The sequence below is a fragment of the Thermobaculum terrenum ATCC BAA-798 genome, assembly GCF_000025005.1.
Taxonomy (GTDB): domain Bacteria; phylum Chloroflexota; class Chloroflexia; order Thermobaculales; family Thermobaculaceae; genus Thermobaculum; species Thermobaculum terrenum.
Genome location: NC_013525.1, coordinates 334,565 through 348,336, shown reverse-complemented (window position 1 = coordinate 348,336; position 13,772 = coordinate 334,565). Strand labels below are relative to the sequence as shown.

Here is a 13,772-nt window from a genome sequence, read left to right as displayed (position 1 = left end):
TTTAAGCTAATTTTGATCTGTGATACTAAGCACTTGCTTTATGACACTTGGGATATGATCCATAGGTAGATGTTCAAGTATCAGAGAAAGATCAAACCTCTGTGTTCTCAAGAACTCTAAGTAAGGTTGCTGCCTGAAAACTCCAGCACCAAATTCAGGAGTCTCCACCTCAGCGCCCTTAGCCGATACATCCTTCAGGTGAGCAAGTACAAAACTACTTTCAAACCTGAAAAGGAAGCCCTGTGTAAGCCTTTCATGCACCGGTAGCAGATAGCTCGAGATATAGTTATAAGGGTCTAGTACCAATTGAAGGTTATCGCCATCGTAACGTCTATTTAGAGCCTCTATCTGGCAAAAGTTATATAGCACATTATTCACATAGCCCTCGAGAGCCAAAACTACGTTGTTTTCTTTAGCCACAGGCACAAGCTCATCCAAAACATCCAACAGCATATTCCAAGCTTGTTCGGTCTTATTGAGTTGAGTAGGCAACCAGTCACTCTCTGGATTACAACTACCGGTCTCCGTAGCAACTACATACGTACCGAGACCAGGAGCAGCTTCGATACACCTCTTTAGGAAATCAATATTCTCTCGCCTTCTCCCATCATCCGGAGCTACAAGGTTGCGATAGGCCCCGATAGCAGCAACCGATAGTTCCGAGTTCTTGAAATAGCTCAGAGCTGAAGCATAGCCAGAGTCGCTGGCCAAAGCACTTGTGAGCAAAGGACCTGATAGCTGTACGTATTTGAGGCCGTAACTGACAAAGTCCTCTACTAACTTACTCCAGTCCTCAGGTTGATAGTCCCAAGTAAAGGCTCCAAATTGAGGCCACTCAGGCAGCCCCACCTCTGGAAACCACTTACGAGCGAAAGTCGCATCTCTCTGAACTATTGGAGGAGGCGAAGCTGGAGTTTCAAGCACTAGCCATCCGTCGAAACCTATCTCACGCAAGGCCTTTGATGATTCTGCAAAATCTACAAAACCATGCCCAGGATGGCAATCACCAGTACCAGCGAGGCAGTCCTTTATATGCACCTGAGATACCAAGGAGCCCAGAGTTCGGATCTCAGTAGCAGTATCAAGTCCTCTCCAGACTACGTTGGCCAGATCAAAGTAACAACCAAAGCCAGCAGGCGATCCTACTGCCGAAGCCATCTCCTTTATTCTCTGGGCTGGGAGGGTACCCTCATAGCACAACTTTATCCCAAAAGCTTCAGCCTCAGGGCACAGTTCCCGAAAGGCTTCTACTGCTCTCTCAAAGTCTCCCTGAGTTATAATTTCCCCTTTACCAAAGAAAGGTACAAGTATAATACTCGCGCCTAGCTCTCTGGCCCAACCAATAGCTGCTTTTATATCTTCCTTAGCCTGAGAAACAACGTCCTGATCAGAACTGCTAACTCCTCCGTAGTTATGTTCTCCAAGGACTAGAGAAGATACCTCTACCCCAGTAGCTTCAGACGCGTTCTTGATCTGCACAAGCTGACCATTATCAGACCTTAGATGTTCTCTATGAAGGTTGATTTCTACTCCGTGGAAGCCCAGGGATTTTGCAAGAGTGAACATTTCGCCAGGAGTTTTGCCCGGCAATAGATAGTCCATTGCTCCCAGTTTCAATTCTCCACCTCCTCCAGACGCACAGGCTTCCCTGAGCTCTCAGCTGACTTGCAAGCCGCAAGCACCATCTGCAAAGAGAGCAAATTATGAGAAGCTGAGTTATAGGGCTCTCGATCCTCTCTCACAGAGGAGAGAAGTTCAGCCATACTTCCTGCAAAACCATCTGGAAACCATTGCCCTTCGAGTTCGTATTTATGATAGCTACCGTCTTTTTCGAGCTCGACGTAGTCACTCCCTAAAACACTCCCTCTAATAGTGCCTTCCTGACCATGAATCCAGAAATAATGACCTTCTTGAGAGGTCTGTGAACAGCCAATACCACGTATGAAGGCACTGTAGCCATCTGGATACTCAAAGTCGATCCACATACCCCAAGGGGTAAGGCTATCCTGTGGTTGGACTGGAGTCCTGTACTCTCGAGCTCTGACCAAATTGGGAACCTTTCCCTCCATCCAACACCTAGTTATATCAACCCAATGGATGGAATAGTCATATATGGCAAAATGCTTGATTAGATCAAAATTCGTACCTGTGACCCAAGAGTAATTTATGTCGTATAGGTGAGTAACCGACAGTACATCGCCGATAACGCCTTTTTGGATTAGAAGGGTAGCCACCCTCCATGGAGGTGCCCACCTGCCATTCTGATTGACAGCTAGCTTTAGTCTTTTGTGCTCCGCCTTACTAACTAGCTGTTTTGCCTCACTTAGAGTAAGTGCAAGAGGCTTTTGCGAGAGCACGTGCTTACCAGCATCAAGGGCTTTATTTATCAGCTCGAACCTCTCAGCAGGATGAGTGGCGATATCTACTACCTCTATAGCTGGATCTGCAAGCAGGTCTTCCAAGCTGTTGTATACCCTCTCTACACCAAAAGTCTCGATCACACCTTCCGTAGCCTGCGGCAATACGTCGTATACTCCAACTACTCGCAACCCATACTTCTTGTAAGCTGGTAGATGAGCATTCTTGACTATGCCGCCACAGCCAATAATGCCGATTCCAGGGCTGTAATCCGCAGGGAAGCTCGGTTTGTAATCCACCTGGAATTCTTCAGGAACACCACCCATATCTCTCCTCCTATGTTTTGACAGCTAGCTTCTGACAAAGTTCTGGGCCGTCAGTACCTCCTCGAACACCTCAATAAGGGCATCTATGGCTTGTTGATCAATTACGATGGGAGGCAGAAAACGTATAGTCGTAGCGCCCGCAGGCAGAGCTATAAAGCCCCTTTCTTGTAGCAGTCTAAGGTACTTTGTGGGCCTATCCTTGAGCTCCACCCCTATCATCAGCCCTAGGCCCCTAACCTCGCGTACTACAGGAGAGTTCATAGATCTGAGCCTATCTATCAAATAGGCGCCCATATTAGCAGCATTGGACAAAAGATCTCCTCTATCAATCTCTTCTAGCACTACCAAAGCAACCGCACAGGCCAATGGATTGCCTCCGAAGGTGTTACCATGAGTGCCTGCAGGTAACCTGGAAGCTACATCTCTGGAGGTTATGGTAAGCCCCATTGGAAACCCATTGGCCACTGCCTTAGAAAGGCACAGTATGTCAGGGACTATGTCATAATGTTCAAAAGCAAAGTACTTGCCTGTCCTGAAGCCAGTCTGTACCTCATCTAAGATCAATAGTGCACCGAATTTGCGTGTGGCAGCCCTCACGCCTGCAAGGTATTCTTTGGGGGCAGGATAAATACCGGATTCCCCCTGCACAGGCTCTAATATAACCGCAGCCACGTCTTCGGAGAGGCTTCTCTCCAAGGCTTCCAAATCTGCATACGGTACATGCTCGAAGTCGGGTACCAAAGGCATGTAAGGTTCTCGATACTTCTTGTCAGCTGTAGCGCTAAGAGCACCATATGTTCTGCCATGATAACCGCGTTTTGTAGCTATAATCCTGCTCCTACCTGTAGCGGCCCGAGCAAATTTTATGGCTGCCTCCACGGATTCGGTGCCTGAGTTACAGAAGAAAACTTTGTCAAGGCCTTCCGGGAGCTTCTCTGAAAGCTTCTGCAGATACTTTGCTCTCACATCGTTGTAAAAGCTCTGATGACATGAGATCAGAGTGGAAGCCTGCTGAGATATAGCGTTTGTGATAGCAGGATGAGAATGTCCGAGAATGTTGACCCCGTAGTTTGATGCAAAATCATAATACCTATTACCTTCTGAATCCCATAGGTAATAGCCTTCACCCCTTACCAAGGCTATATCTCTCTTGGCATACATGGGAACCAGGGTTTCATTCTCTATCTGCTGGATATCCATATCGGTACTCCCCTTAGCCTATTACTGTTCCAATACCTGACAGCGCCTTCTGGATAGGAGCATCTACACGACCATCTGCGAATATAACTTGTCCTATACCTCTCTTCAAAGCCTCGCCTGCTGCAAGCACCTTCTTCTTTGCTCTACCTTCTGCAACCTGCATGGCCTCTTCTATCTCATCAGGCCCCACTCTTGTTATGAGGGAGTTTTCATCCTCCAAATTCCTGAGCAAACCGGGTGTGTCGGAGAAAATTAGAAACTTGTCAGCATGCAATGCGGCTGCTATCTCCATGGCCAGCTTATCGCCGTCAACGTTTATTGCTTCACCTTCGTGAGATATGGCTGGCGGAGTAAGCACGGGAAGATATCCATTGTCGAGCAGCAGGTTTATGAGCCTAGTATCTATCTGCTGAATACTACCAGCATAATCCCCTCTTAGCACCTTCGGCTTACCATCTTCAATAACCCTTATCTGGTCTTTGCGCCTACCTTTGGCTATCCCTCCGTCCAGGGCACTAAGCCCGACCGCGTTTACACCAAGTCTTTGGAGCTTTTCAACTATGGTCTTGTTCACCTTTCCGCAATAGACCATCATGAAAATCTCCATGGTACGCCGGTCGGTAAATCTGCTAACTTGCCCAGTACTTGAGGTCACTATACGAGGGGGATGCCCCAGCTGCTCGGAGACCTGATTGAGCTCGTAATTAGCTCCATGGACTATGACCATTTTGTCTTGGATATTGGGGACATCCTCCAGGATCTTGTCTACGTTTATCCCCTTGCTACCACCGATCTTGATAACCAGCATTGCTATAATTCTCCGTTCACTTAGATGGGGTGCAGTCCTGGAAATTCTAGAGCTGTGGTTTCTGGAAACCCAAACCTAACGTTGAAGGCTTGTACAGCCTGACCAGCAGCTCCCTTCATCAGATTATCGATAGCCGACATCACTACAACTCGCCCATTATCGGGATCAAGCTCAAAGCCCACATCACAGTAGTTGCTACCAGTCAGGATCTTAGGCTCGGGATAGCGGTACACACCACTACTCTCCTTGACTATCCTCATGAAAGGTTCGCCTGCATAGGCTTTTCTATAGATCCTCCACAGCTCACGCTCATCCATCTCTTTATTCAGGAAAACATGGGCCGTGGATAAGATTCCCCTGACAGCCTCGATAGCTGTAGCGGAGAAGCTAATCTTTGGCTTGCCGTGGAAAGATAGCTCCTGCACTATCTCAGCCGTATGCCTATGGCCCGTGGGTTTAAAGGACCTCATAGCACCACTACGCTCTGGGTGATGCGAGGACAGTGATACCCCACCGCCAGCTCCGGAGGATCCGGTCTTCCCCTCTATCACTACAGGCTTATCCAAGTCCACTACTCCTGCTTGAAAGAGGGGATAGAGCCCAAGTATAGCCGCCGTAGAGAGGCACCCACCACTGGATATATAATTGGAATTCTTAATCTCTTCCCTATGCAGCTCAGGCATGCCATACACAAACTTCCCAAGTAGCTCTGGATGGGTATGGTCATGCCCATACCATTTTGGATAATCCTCCGGGTTACGCAACCTGAAGTCGGCGCTAAGATCTATTATCACTGGTGCTAGTTCCATCCAGTGGTCTATCTTCTCCATAGCAGTCCCGTGTGGTAATGCCAGGAAAAGGACATCACATTTCTCAAGCTCACTGGAGCTAACGAACTTCAGGTCAGTGCGCTTTCTCAGATTTGGATGTACTTTGTATACGAACTTTCCGGCGTTGGATTCTGACGTTACCTGAGCCACTTCCACCTCGGGGTGATCTAAGAGTAACCTAAGCAGCTCACCTCCCCCGTATCCGGAAGCTCCTACTATAGAGACTTTAAGCATTTCTACCCCCTATGTGTTCTCATAGTCGTTAGGAAGCAACAGGCTCTACGGTAGACTTATGGGCTTTAGATACTAGGTAGGAAATTATTTCTCCCGGGATATCACGGTCGGTGGTTTCTATCAGACCGTGAAACTCGGCCCCCACGTTGATCTCTATAACCTTATAGCCCTCGGGGGTCTCGATTATATCTACGCCCGCTATCTCAGCTCCCACTGCATTGGCAGCCCGCAGAGCTAAATCCTCGATCTCGGGTGTTATTGGGCAGGGAGCGGATATACCTCCTCTGGCAGTATTGGTGATCCAATGATCAGACTGCCTGTAAGAAGCAGCTATCACAGAGTCTCCTATCACAAATGCTCTAATATCTCTGCCGGGCTTTTGGACATACTCCTGGATATAGAAGATGGAGTGATGATAGGATCCCAGGATCTCCTTATGCTCCAACACGGCTTCAGCGGCGTCCCTATCATTTATCTTCGCCAACAGTCTGCCCCATGAACCAGTATTGGGTTTGAGAACCACTGGATATCCCAGCCTCTCAATAGCCTCTATAGCTGACTCTGGGGTGTAAGCCAACATAGTACGCAGCGTGGGAACACCGTGCTCGATAAGAGCCATGTTGGTCAAAAACTTGTTGTCGCATGTGATCGTGGCCTTGTAGCTGTTGACAGTTGGAATACCCCAACTCTCAAGGATCCTTAGAGTATACTCAGCCCTGCTGTGAACCAGGCCGCGATCCAGGACTATATCTACCTCAGGGAAATCCTTCTTCCCCAGGTCAAAAATCAAGTCCCGGTCATCTATTCTAACTATGTCAACACCTAGTCTTTCAGCAGCTTTAAAAATAAGCTTTTCTTCAATTCTTATCCTCGACAGCAATACCCCGATCTTCACTTTGCTCACGCCTCTTCAAGATATTTCAATGCTTTTACAAGTATATCTATAGATTTTTCATACTCGGATATATAAATATGCTCCTCCGGTGTATGATCTAACGAGGAGTCCCCTGGGCCATAAGCTATAGCCGGGCATCGCCACTCCGGCGCCACGACATTCATATCAGAGGTCCCAGTTTTAACCTTGAACCTTGGGGTCACTCCAACACTCCTCAAGGATTGCATGAAAGCTCTTACCAGAGGAGTATTTTTATCTGCCTTAAACGCAGGATCACCGTATAGAATGGATATCTTACCTTTCCCTGCAAAGTCCCTCAATCTCTGCCCCAGATCATCTGGAGAATATGCCAAGGGCAATCTAAAGTTGATATCCATTTCTACGGTTGAAATAAACCCGTCACTATAAGTATTGATCGAGCGCAACGATGGTGACAGCTGATCGAATACCCTCTTCTCCTGATTAAGCTCTCTACAAAACTCAACTACATGATTCCAAAAGTCCAGTGCCTCCTCCGCTGCTGACCTTTCAGGACCTGCGCTGTGGCTCATGGACTTGTTGAGCACATAATGTACATGCATGGATCCCTTGTATCCTAAAACGATACTATCCCATCCACTAGGTTCACCAATAATCAGGTACTCAGGCAGGTGGTTCTTTACAAGGTAACGCGCTCCTCGAGAGTCTCCTTCTTCGCCCACAGCACCCACGACCTTCAGAGTAGCATTAACACCATCCTGGCGCTTGGCCTGAATAGCAGCACAAACAAATGCTGCCATCGGGCCCTTAGCATCCACTGCACCTCTTCCATACAGCTTGCCATCTTCTTCTCTGACGGGTATCTTGCCTGGTACCGTATCTATATGTCCTAACAACATAATTTCTGGTTGGCCTCTACCGACAATGCCTATAAAGTTACCTGCTTCATCTTTATAAGCTTCAAGCCCTTCGGATCTGAACAGATCAACCAAAAAACTGGAGACCTGATCTTCAGAACCCGTAGGGCTGTAAAGCTCGAGCATTTCTCTTAGAATATCTAGCTGCCAGCTCATGGAGGAGCCCCCTCCCCACGAGCTATTACATAGTCGACTATATAAGCTGGTATGTTCACACCAGTCGGTTGTATGCTGTTACGAAACTCCATAGTGTAGTTCACTTCCAGCACCTTGAGTCCCTCAGGACTTTCTACGAGATCTATAGCCACGACCCCTCCACCGACCGCCTTGGCAGCAGCTACTGAGATCTCGTTTATCTCGTCAGTAACTGGACAATTAGATGCCTGACCACCACGAGCTGTATTAGTTATCCAATGATCTGAATACCTATATATCGCAGCTATAGTCTTGTCCCCTACCACAAACGCTCTGATATCCCTACCAGGTTTCTCAACATATTCCTGTATGTAGAAGATTGAGTGGTGGTACGACCCGAGTATCTCCTTATGTTCAAGCAAGGCCTCTGCTGCATATCGATCATTTACCAATGAGATAAGTCTTCCCCAGGATCCTATTAGGGGCTTAAGTACGACCGGGTAACCTATACTCTCTATCGCCTTTAGTGCAGATTCGGGCGTGAAGGCAATAAGAGTCCTTGGAGTGGGCACACCACAACGAGCAAGAGCAGCAGAGGTCTCAAGCTTGTTACCACATATAGTAGCCACTTCGTAGGTGTTAACTGTGGGAATACCCCAATCGTTGAATAATCTGAGAGCGCTGACTGCTCTAGAGTGGTTGATAGCCCTTTCGAGAATCACATCATATCCATTGATCGGGCTCTCGATGTCAAGCACGAGCTCGGGATCATAGATCCTTTCCACATCGATCCCTCGAGCATCAAACTCCTCAAATATTAGTTTCTCCTCAGCCCGTACTCGAGACAGTAAAACTCCTACCTTCAAACCTAACCCTTCCCAAAACTTTCTTGATGTTGGGGAAGCAGAAAAATACCTGCTCCCCCACACGGATTCCGACTTTTAGCGAAACTTACTCTCCCCAGTCTTCCTCTTCTTCAGGAGCCAACTCGAGGACAATTGGGTTTGTATCACGTACTTCGAGCTCTGCTCCGCAGTCAGGACACTGAACTATCTCGCCCTTCTCAACATCAGCAAGAGCTATCTCAGCCTCACATTCGGGACAAGTGCCTGTTTGGGTCGCTGCCATTTCTCTCATACCTCCGTTTTTTCTAGGATAGTAAATTTTGCCAGGTTTCCATCAAATGCGAGTACTTTTTATCGACATTTACCTTGGATGCAGATATGCTTTCTTTTAATTTGCTTAACCCAAGGTTACCACTTGCACCTATGTGGGTACGCTTCTTGAGGCTTTCTTCTGGATCGGCCCCCTCAAGCTTGTCCAGATTCGTGCCTACATATCTATAGGCATCCCTGAAAGGCATACCCTGCTGTACTAGCTCATAGGCCTTATCAGTGGCAAAAAGCTCAGGAGTACAGGCAGCTAGCAGCTTATCTTTGTTAGGGCTAAGGTTACTTATTGTAAGCTCAGCAACCTTAAGGGAATCTAACGCTAGCTGGATAGCCTCCATAAAGGGCTTCTTGGTCTCCTGATAGTCTTTGTTATAGCCTGAAGGGAGCCCGCTTAACACAGACATCATCTGTTGTTGATAACCAAGGGCCATATTTGCCTTTGCTCTTATAAGCTCCATCATGCTTAGATTCTTCTTCTGAGGCATGATAGAGCTACCTGTAACAAAGCTGTCTGATATAGTGAAGAAACCATATTCCGCAGTGGTAAAGAGCAGTATATCTTGGGCAAGCTTGCTAAGATCCAGCATTATCTGGCTTATAGCCTGTACAACCAGCGCTTCAAACTTCCCTCTAGCGTTTTGTGCATAGAGCACGTTGTTCTGGACCTTAGCAAACCCCAACTTATCAGCTACATATTGTCGATCTATAGGTAAGGGGACGCCGTAAGATGCAGCAGACCCTAGGGGTGACTGATCGTTAAGCTCATAGGCAGTCTCAAGTAGCTTGAGGTCATCTAGCAAAGCTTCAGCGAAGGCACCGGCCCATGTCCCTACGCTACTGAGCATAGCTCTCTGCATGTGAGTGTAGCCAGGCATTGGGACATGCTCGTGCTTAGAGGCAAACTCCACTAAAGATTCAGCACACTGCAACAGCGCAGATTCCAACTCAAGGATCTTGGCCTTGGCATAGAGCCTAAGATCCACGAGAACTTGATCGTTGCGGGAGCGGGCGGTATGGATCTTCTTGCCCACATCGCCGTACTCCCGCACTAAAAAGTTCTCTATCTTAGTATGTATATCCTCATCGGCAGGGGTCATGAAGAACTGCCCCTGCCGATAGAGATCCAAGATCCTGCCAAGACCTTGTTTGAGCGTCTGCAGCTCATCATCGGTTAGTATGCCTATCCGATTGAGCATCTCTGCATGAGCTATCGAGCCATAGACATCCACCTCGACGAGCTCATTGTCGAAGGCAAGATCGTGACCTATCTCGAAGCGCTCGATAGTTTCATCCAGCTTGTAGCCCTTGTCCCAGAGCTTACTCACTAGCAGCTCCTACTTTCTTGCTCTCCTTTTCCCTTCTAGCTAGCAGCTCGAACGGCAGACCCCAGATCTGGGCTGTTGGACCACAGAGCTGCTGGTTGAAGCTAGCGCTGGAGATAGATCTGACATCCGGGAAGAACAAGCCGGTATCGGACTTGCGCTTCAGGATATCAATGTTGCCCTTGTAGAGTTGCACGGTATATTCACCATTGACCACGCTCTGAGTCTCCGCTATAAATGCATCCAGCGCCTTCTTCAACGGGTGGAACCACTCACCGTGATAAACCTTGTAGGCCCACTGAGCATCCACTATCTTCTTGAACTGGATCTCGTCCTTAGTCAACGTAAACTGCTCAAGATCGCGATGGATCGTTAGTATTATGGTAGCAGCTGGAGCCTCATAGATCTCTCTGGACTTGAGGTCCATTATGCCGTCTTCAAACATATCGATCTTACCTATACCGTGCTTACCACCGATAACGTTGAGCTGATCGATTATATCCTCAAGCGGCATCTTTTGGCCGTTGAGAGCTACCGGGATACCAGCCTCGAATTCAATGGTGAAGGTGTAGGGATCATCTGGAGCCTTCTGAGGTGGTGTGTACCAAAGCCAGATGTTATCAGGTAACTCGGTCTCGAGGGTTATTCCACCGCTAGCAATGGAGCGGCACCACATAGTCTTATCATCACCACCCACGATGATCTCGGTTACAGGCACTCCGTAGTGCTCACAAAGCTCCATCTCCTCTGTTCGGGTGAGGTCGAAGTCCCTCACGGGCACTATTATTCCCAGCTGGGGAGCAAAGTACTTGAAGACTTTATGCATCCTGTACTGGTCATTGCCCTTGCCACTTGAACCCTCGGCGAGAGCATCACAGCCTAGCTCTACAGCCTTCTGAGCCACCTTAGCGGCTATAAGCTGCCTGGTCATGGAGGTAGATACTGGATAACCGTTATAGCTAGAGTTGGCTCTGATAGCCTTGGTCAACCACTCATTAGTGAACTCTGATTTGGCGTCTATGAGCAGCGGCTCCACTCCAAGTACCTCGGCCTTCTTGAAGCTCTGTTCTACCTCGTCCTGACCCTGTCCTACATCCACAGTTATAGGTATAATTTCCTCGGCACCATATTTCTCCCTGAGGAGTACCAGGCAGAGGGCCGAGTCCAAACCACCCGAATAAGCCAGAGCCACTTTGCGGTACTTGGGGACCTCTACAGCCTGTATCTTCTCAAGCGGTGAAAGAGCCATAACACAAACCTCCCTAATAAAATATTTTTCCCAATAAAAAAGCTCTCGTCCCTAATCAGCATTAGGGACGAGAGCTTTTTTATTCGCTCCCGCGGTGCCACCCTAGTTGCCACATTTAACGCCTGTGGCCACTCTTGGTTGTTTCTTGCCTGGTAACCAACCAGTAGGTCCTACTTGCGCCAAAGCGCTTTCTTCGGACCACCGCTCAGATGCGCGTTCCGCCCTGGATTACCGTACTGGGCTTCCACCATCCCCAGCTCGCTATCGGCAGAGCCAGAACGTACTACTCATCCTCATCGCGGGCAAGTATCTGGCTGTAAGTATAGGAAAGCGCATTTGGACATGTCAACCTTTTAGCAGGAAATTTCTCCCATTCAGCAGTTCGCTACAGGTTACAGTAAAATTATCTGGCATGAATACTACGAGAAAGATAACGGAACGCAGACTCAACAGAATGATCCAGGTTCTGAAGAGAAGGCAACCTGATCTAACTGTAGTCCTCGAGAACGTTCATGATCCACACAACGTGAGCGCAGTCTTACGCAGCTGTGATGCTGTGGGAGTACTAGCAGTGCACCTGGTATACACCATAGAGGAGTTTCCAGACCTCAGCAAGAACGTTTCTGGCAGCGCTCTAAAGTGGCTAGAGATTATAAAGCACAAGGACATCCAAGACTGTTACGACACTCTCAGATCTCAAGGGATGACGATATACACAACCTACTTGGCGGATCCGCAAAGAAGCCACGACCTGTACTCTCTAGATCTCACTAAGCCTACCGCTCTAGTATTCGGGAACGAGCAGAGGGGAGTCTCAGAGGAGGCTTCGAGACTAGCTGACGGTAACTTTGTCATCCCGATGATGGGGATGGTCCAAAGCCTGAACATCTCAGTAGCTTGTGCTGTGACCCTGTACGAGGCTCTTAGGCAGAGACGTGCAGCTGGACATTATGATCATCCCAAGCTAAGTCGGGAAGAGATATCAACGCGGCTTCATAACTGGCTTCAAAGAGAAAAAAGGTCTATCGAAGAGCTTCAAAAGCTGATCTAGCAGATATTTCTCTTAGCTAAGTATGCTTGTTTAATCCAGTAGACGGGGTTGCAAAGGACTCACGTTATCACTAAGATCGACCTATCATGGAGAACCTAGATCAGTACTTTAGCATAGATTTACCTATTGGGCGTCTCTACGTGGCCTATAATCCTTTGGGAATATCGGCCACCGCGATCGCATCAGATGATTCTAGCTTCGAAGACTACTTCCTAAGAAGGTTCCAAAAATCGATACGTCCAGAATTACACGCTTGTGAAGATATTAGGGTCAAAGTCAGGAAGTATCTTGATGGATATAGAGGTTCTTTGTCGGACTTTGACTTGAGAGGTACGACCGCTTTCCAAAGAAAAGTGTTGGAAACAACTTTGAGCATTCCCAGAGGGGAAGTAAGAACGTATACCTGGGTGGCAAATAAGATAGGCAACCCTAAAGCTCTCAGAGCTGTGGGGACAGCGCTTGCAAGCAATCCAGTGCCTATACTTATCCCTTGCCATCGGGTAGTGCGTAGCGATGGAGTGATCGGCAAGTACCTATTTGGAACAGCATGCAAGCAGCAATTATTGCACATGGAGGATGTGAAGGCTACACTTGAAAGCCCCATATCAATGTGAAGTCATTGATCTTCACTGCCCAATCTAATATCTTCATAGTCCTCAGAAGTCAATGCATATACATACATGTCTGTGAGTTCACCGTCCAGTCCTACGTGATCTCTTCTAAGCACGCCTTCAAGTCTGTATCCTAACGCCTCGGGGACTTTTCTGCTTCTCAAGTTATCAGATTCTACCCTTACCTCAACTCTACTGGCACTTATGGTTTCGAAAACCAGAGCTGTAATAGCTCTGAGTGCTTCCCGCATGTAACCATGCCCCTGAGCACTTTTTCTCAGCCAATAAGATACTTGGAAGCTCACAACACTCCAGTCAGGATGAACAAGTCCTATCTCCCCAAAGAGTTGCTGATCCTCTTTGCTGAATAATCCCCAAACCAGCCTATCCCTGAGTATCCACTCGGCTTGTAGGTAGCGAATTCTGATTCTTGCCGTATCAACGTTTCTTACATCTCTAGGCCATCGTAGCCATGGCTCAATCGATTCTCTCGACTCTTCCACTGCTAACCATAAAGATGTGGCATCCTCGGGCACGTAGTTCCTAATCACCAGCCTACGAGTAGATATACGTTCCGGTATCCTGAGTAAGATATGACTCTTATCTTCCTGTTTCATACATTACCACCTATCAAGAGTTATTCATCTTTTTACAGGTACGTGTCTAGTATTGACAATACCGAGAT

Annotated in this window: 14 protein-coding genes and 1 other annotated feature; of the genes, 2 read left to right on the top strand and 12 right to left on the bottom strand. The window is 47.8% G+C overall.

Annotated elements, in window-relative coordinates:
- Positions 1-6 precede the first annotated feature (6 nt).
- From TTER_RS01610 to argG, 11 genes are all read right to left on the bottom strand, one after another.
- The gene (locus tag TTER_RS01610; protein ID WP_012874280.1) at positions 7-1,617 is read right to left on the bottom strand and encodes a sugar phosphate isomerase/epimerase family protein; all 1,611 of its coding nucleotides are present in this window, start codon (positions 1,615-1,617) and stop codon (positions 7-9) included.
- Positions 1,614-2,684 (bottom strand): Gfo/Idh/MocA family protein, encoded by a 1,071-nt coding sequence (locus TTER_RS01605; RefSeq protein ID WP_012874279.1) that lies wholly within the window; start codon positions 2,682-2,684, stop codon positions 1,614-1,616. Before TTER_RS01605 ends, TTER_RS01610 begins: the two co-directional genes overlap by 4 nt.
- Positions 2,685-2,708: 24 nt before the next feature.
- Positions 2,709-3,884 (bottom strand): aspartate aminotransferase family protein, encoded by a 1,176-nt coding sequence (locus TTER_RS01600; protein WP_012874278.1) that lies wholly within the window; start codon positions 3,882-3,884, stop codon positions 2,709-2,711.
- A 13-nt stretch (positions 3,885-3,897) separates the two neighbouring features.
- Entirely contained in the window at positions 3,898-4,692 is a 795-nt protein-coding gene (locus tag TTER_RS01595) for a [LysW]-aminoadipate kinase (RefSeq protein ID WP_012874277.1), read from the bottom strand.
- 20 nt (positions 4,693-4,712) lie between these two features.
- On the bottom strand, positions 4,713-5,756 hold the full coding sequence (argC, locus tag TTER_RS01590; protein WP_012874276.1) for an N-acetyl-gamma-glutamyl-phosphate reductase: 1,044 nt from the start codon (positions 5,754-5,756) through the stop codon (positions 4,713-4,715).
- Positions 5,757-5,784: 28 nt separating this feature from the next.
- Positions 5,785-6,651, bottom strand: coding sequence for a lysine biosynthesis protein LysX (gene lysX, locus TTER_RS01585; protein ID WP_012874275.1), 867 nt, complete (start codon positions 6,649-6,651; stop codon positions 5,785-5,787).
- A 5-nt stretch (positions 6,652-6,656) separates the two neighbouring features.
- The gene (locus TTER_RS01580) at positions 6,657-7,703 is read right to left on the bottom strand and encodes a [LysW]-lysine hydrolase (protein ID WP_012874274.1); all 1,047 of its coding nucleotides are present in this window, start codon (positions 7,701-7,703) and stop codon (positions 6,657-6,659) included.
- Positions 7,700-8,548, bottom strand: a complete 849-nt coding sequence (gene lysX, locus TTER_RS01575) for a lysine biosynthesis protein LysX (protein ID WP_012874273.1) — start codon at positions 8,546-8,548, stop codon at positions 7,700-7,702. Before lysX (TTER_RS01575) ends, TTER_RS01580 begins: the two co-directional genes overlap by 4 nt.
- Before the next feature lie 85 nt (positions 8,549-8,633).
- A complete protein-coding gene (gene lysW / locus TTER_RS01570; RefSeq protein WP_012874272.1) occupies positions 8,634-8,810 on the bottom strand; it encodes a lysine biosynthesis protein LysW in 177 nt (58 codons plus the stop codon).
- Positions 8,811-8,832: 22 nt separating this feature from the next.
- Positions 8,833-10,179, bottom strand: coding sequence for an argininosuccinate lyase (gene argH, locus TTER_RS01565; RefSeq protein WP_012874271.1), 1,347 nt, complete (start codon positions 10,177-10,179; stop codon positions 8,833-8,835).
- Positions 10,172-11,425, bottom strand: a complete 1,254-nt coding sequence (gene argG, locus TTER_RS01560; RefSeq protein ID WP_012874270.1) for an argininosuccinate synthase — start codon at positions 11,423-11,425, stop codon at positions 10,172-10,174. The genes argH and argG overlap by 8 nt, the downstream gene beginning before the upstream one ends.
- A gap of 60 nt (positions 11,426-11,485) precedes the next feature.
- Positions 11,486-11,731: a binding site (T-box leader), on the bottom strand.
- Positions 11,732-11,837: 106 nt separating this feature from the next.
- On the opposite strand from argG, the gene TTER_RS01555 reads away from it, so the two are divergent.
- Positions 11,838-12,476 carry a TrmH family RNA methyltransferase gene (locus TTER_RS01555; protein WP_012874269.1) on the top strand — a complete coding sequence of 213 codons (639 nt, stop codon included), beginning with the start codon at positions 11,838-11,840 and terminating at the stop codon, positions 12,474-12,476.
- Between the two features lie 86 nt (positions 12,477-12,562).
- Entirely contained in the window at positions 12,563-13,090 is a 528-nt protein-coding gene (locus TTER_RS01550) for a methylated-DNA--[protein]-cysteine S-methyltransferase (protein ID WP_012874268.1), read from the top strand.
- Between the two features lie 2 nt (positions 13,091-13,092).
- Here TTER_RS01550 and TTER_RS01545 read toward each other — a convergent pair whose 3' ends face one another.
- Positions 13,093-13,704, bottom strand: a complete 612-nt coding sequence (locus tag TTER_RS01545; protein ID WP_012874267.1) for a GNAT family N-acetyltransferase — start codon at positions 13,702-13,704, stop codon at positions 13,093-13,095.
- Positions 13,705-13,772 lie beyond the last annotated feature (68 nt).

Bases quoted from the DNA above. Each gene is read 5' to 3' on its own strand.
- TTER_RS01605 (WP_012874279.1), bottom strand. From the start codon at position 2,684: ATGGGTGGTGTTCCTGAAGAATTCCAGGTGGATTACAAACCGAGCTTC.
- TTER_RS01600 (WP_012874278.1), bottom strand. From the start codon at position 3,884: ATGGATATCCAGCAGATAGAGAATGAAACCCTGGTTCCCATGTATGCC.
- TTER_RS01595 (WP_012874277.1), bottom strand. From the start codon at position 4,692: ATGCTGGTTATCAAGATCGGTGGTAGCAAGGGGATAAACGTAGACAAG.
- argC (WP_012874276.1), bottom strand. From the start codon at position 5,756: ATGCTTAAAGTCTCTATAGTAGGAGCTTCCGGATACGGGGGAGGTGAG.
- TTER_RS01580 (WP_012874274.1), bottom strand. From the start codon at position 7,703: ATGAGCTGGCAGCTAGATATTCTAAGAGAAATGCTCGAGCTTTACAGC.
- lysW (WP_012874272.1), bottom strand. From the start codon at position 8,810: ATGGCAGCGACCCAAACAGGCACTTGTCCCGAATGTGAGGCTGAGATA.
- argG (WP_012874270.1), bottom strand. From the start codon at position 11,425: ATGGCTCTTTCACCGCTTGAGAAGATACAGGCTGTAGAGGTCCCCAAG.
- TTER_RS01555 (WP_012874269.1), top strand. From the start codon at position 11,838: ATGAATACTACGAGAAAGATAACGGAACGCAGACTCAACAGAATGATC.
- TTER_RS01550 (WP_012874268.1), top strand. From the start codon at position 12,563: ATGGAGAACCTAGATCAGTACTTTAGCATAGATTTACCTATTGGGCGT.
- TTER_RS01545 (WP_012874267.1), bottom strand. From the start codon at position 13,704: ATGAAACAGGAAGATAAGAGTCATATCTTACTCAGGATACCGGAACGT.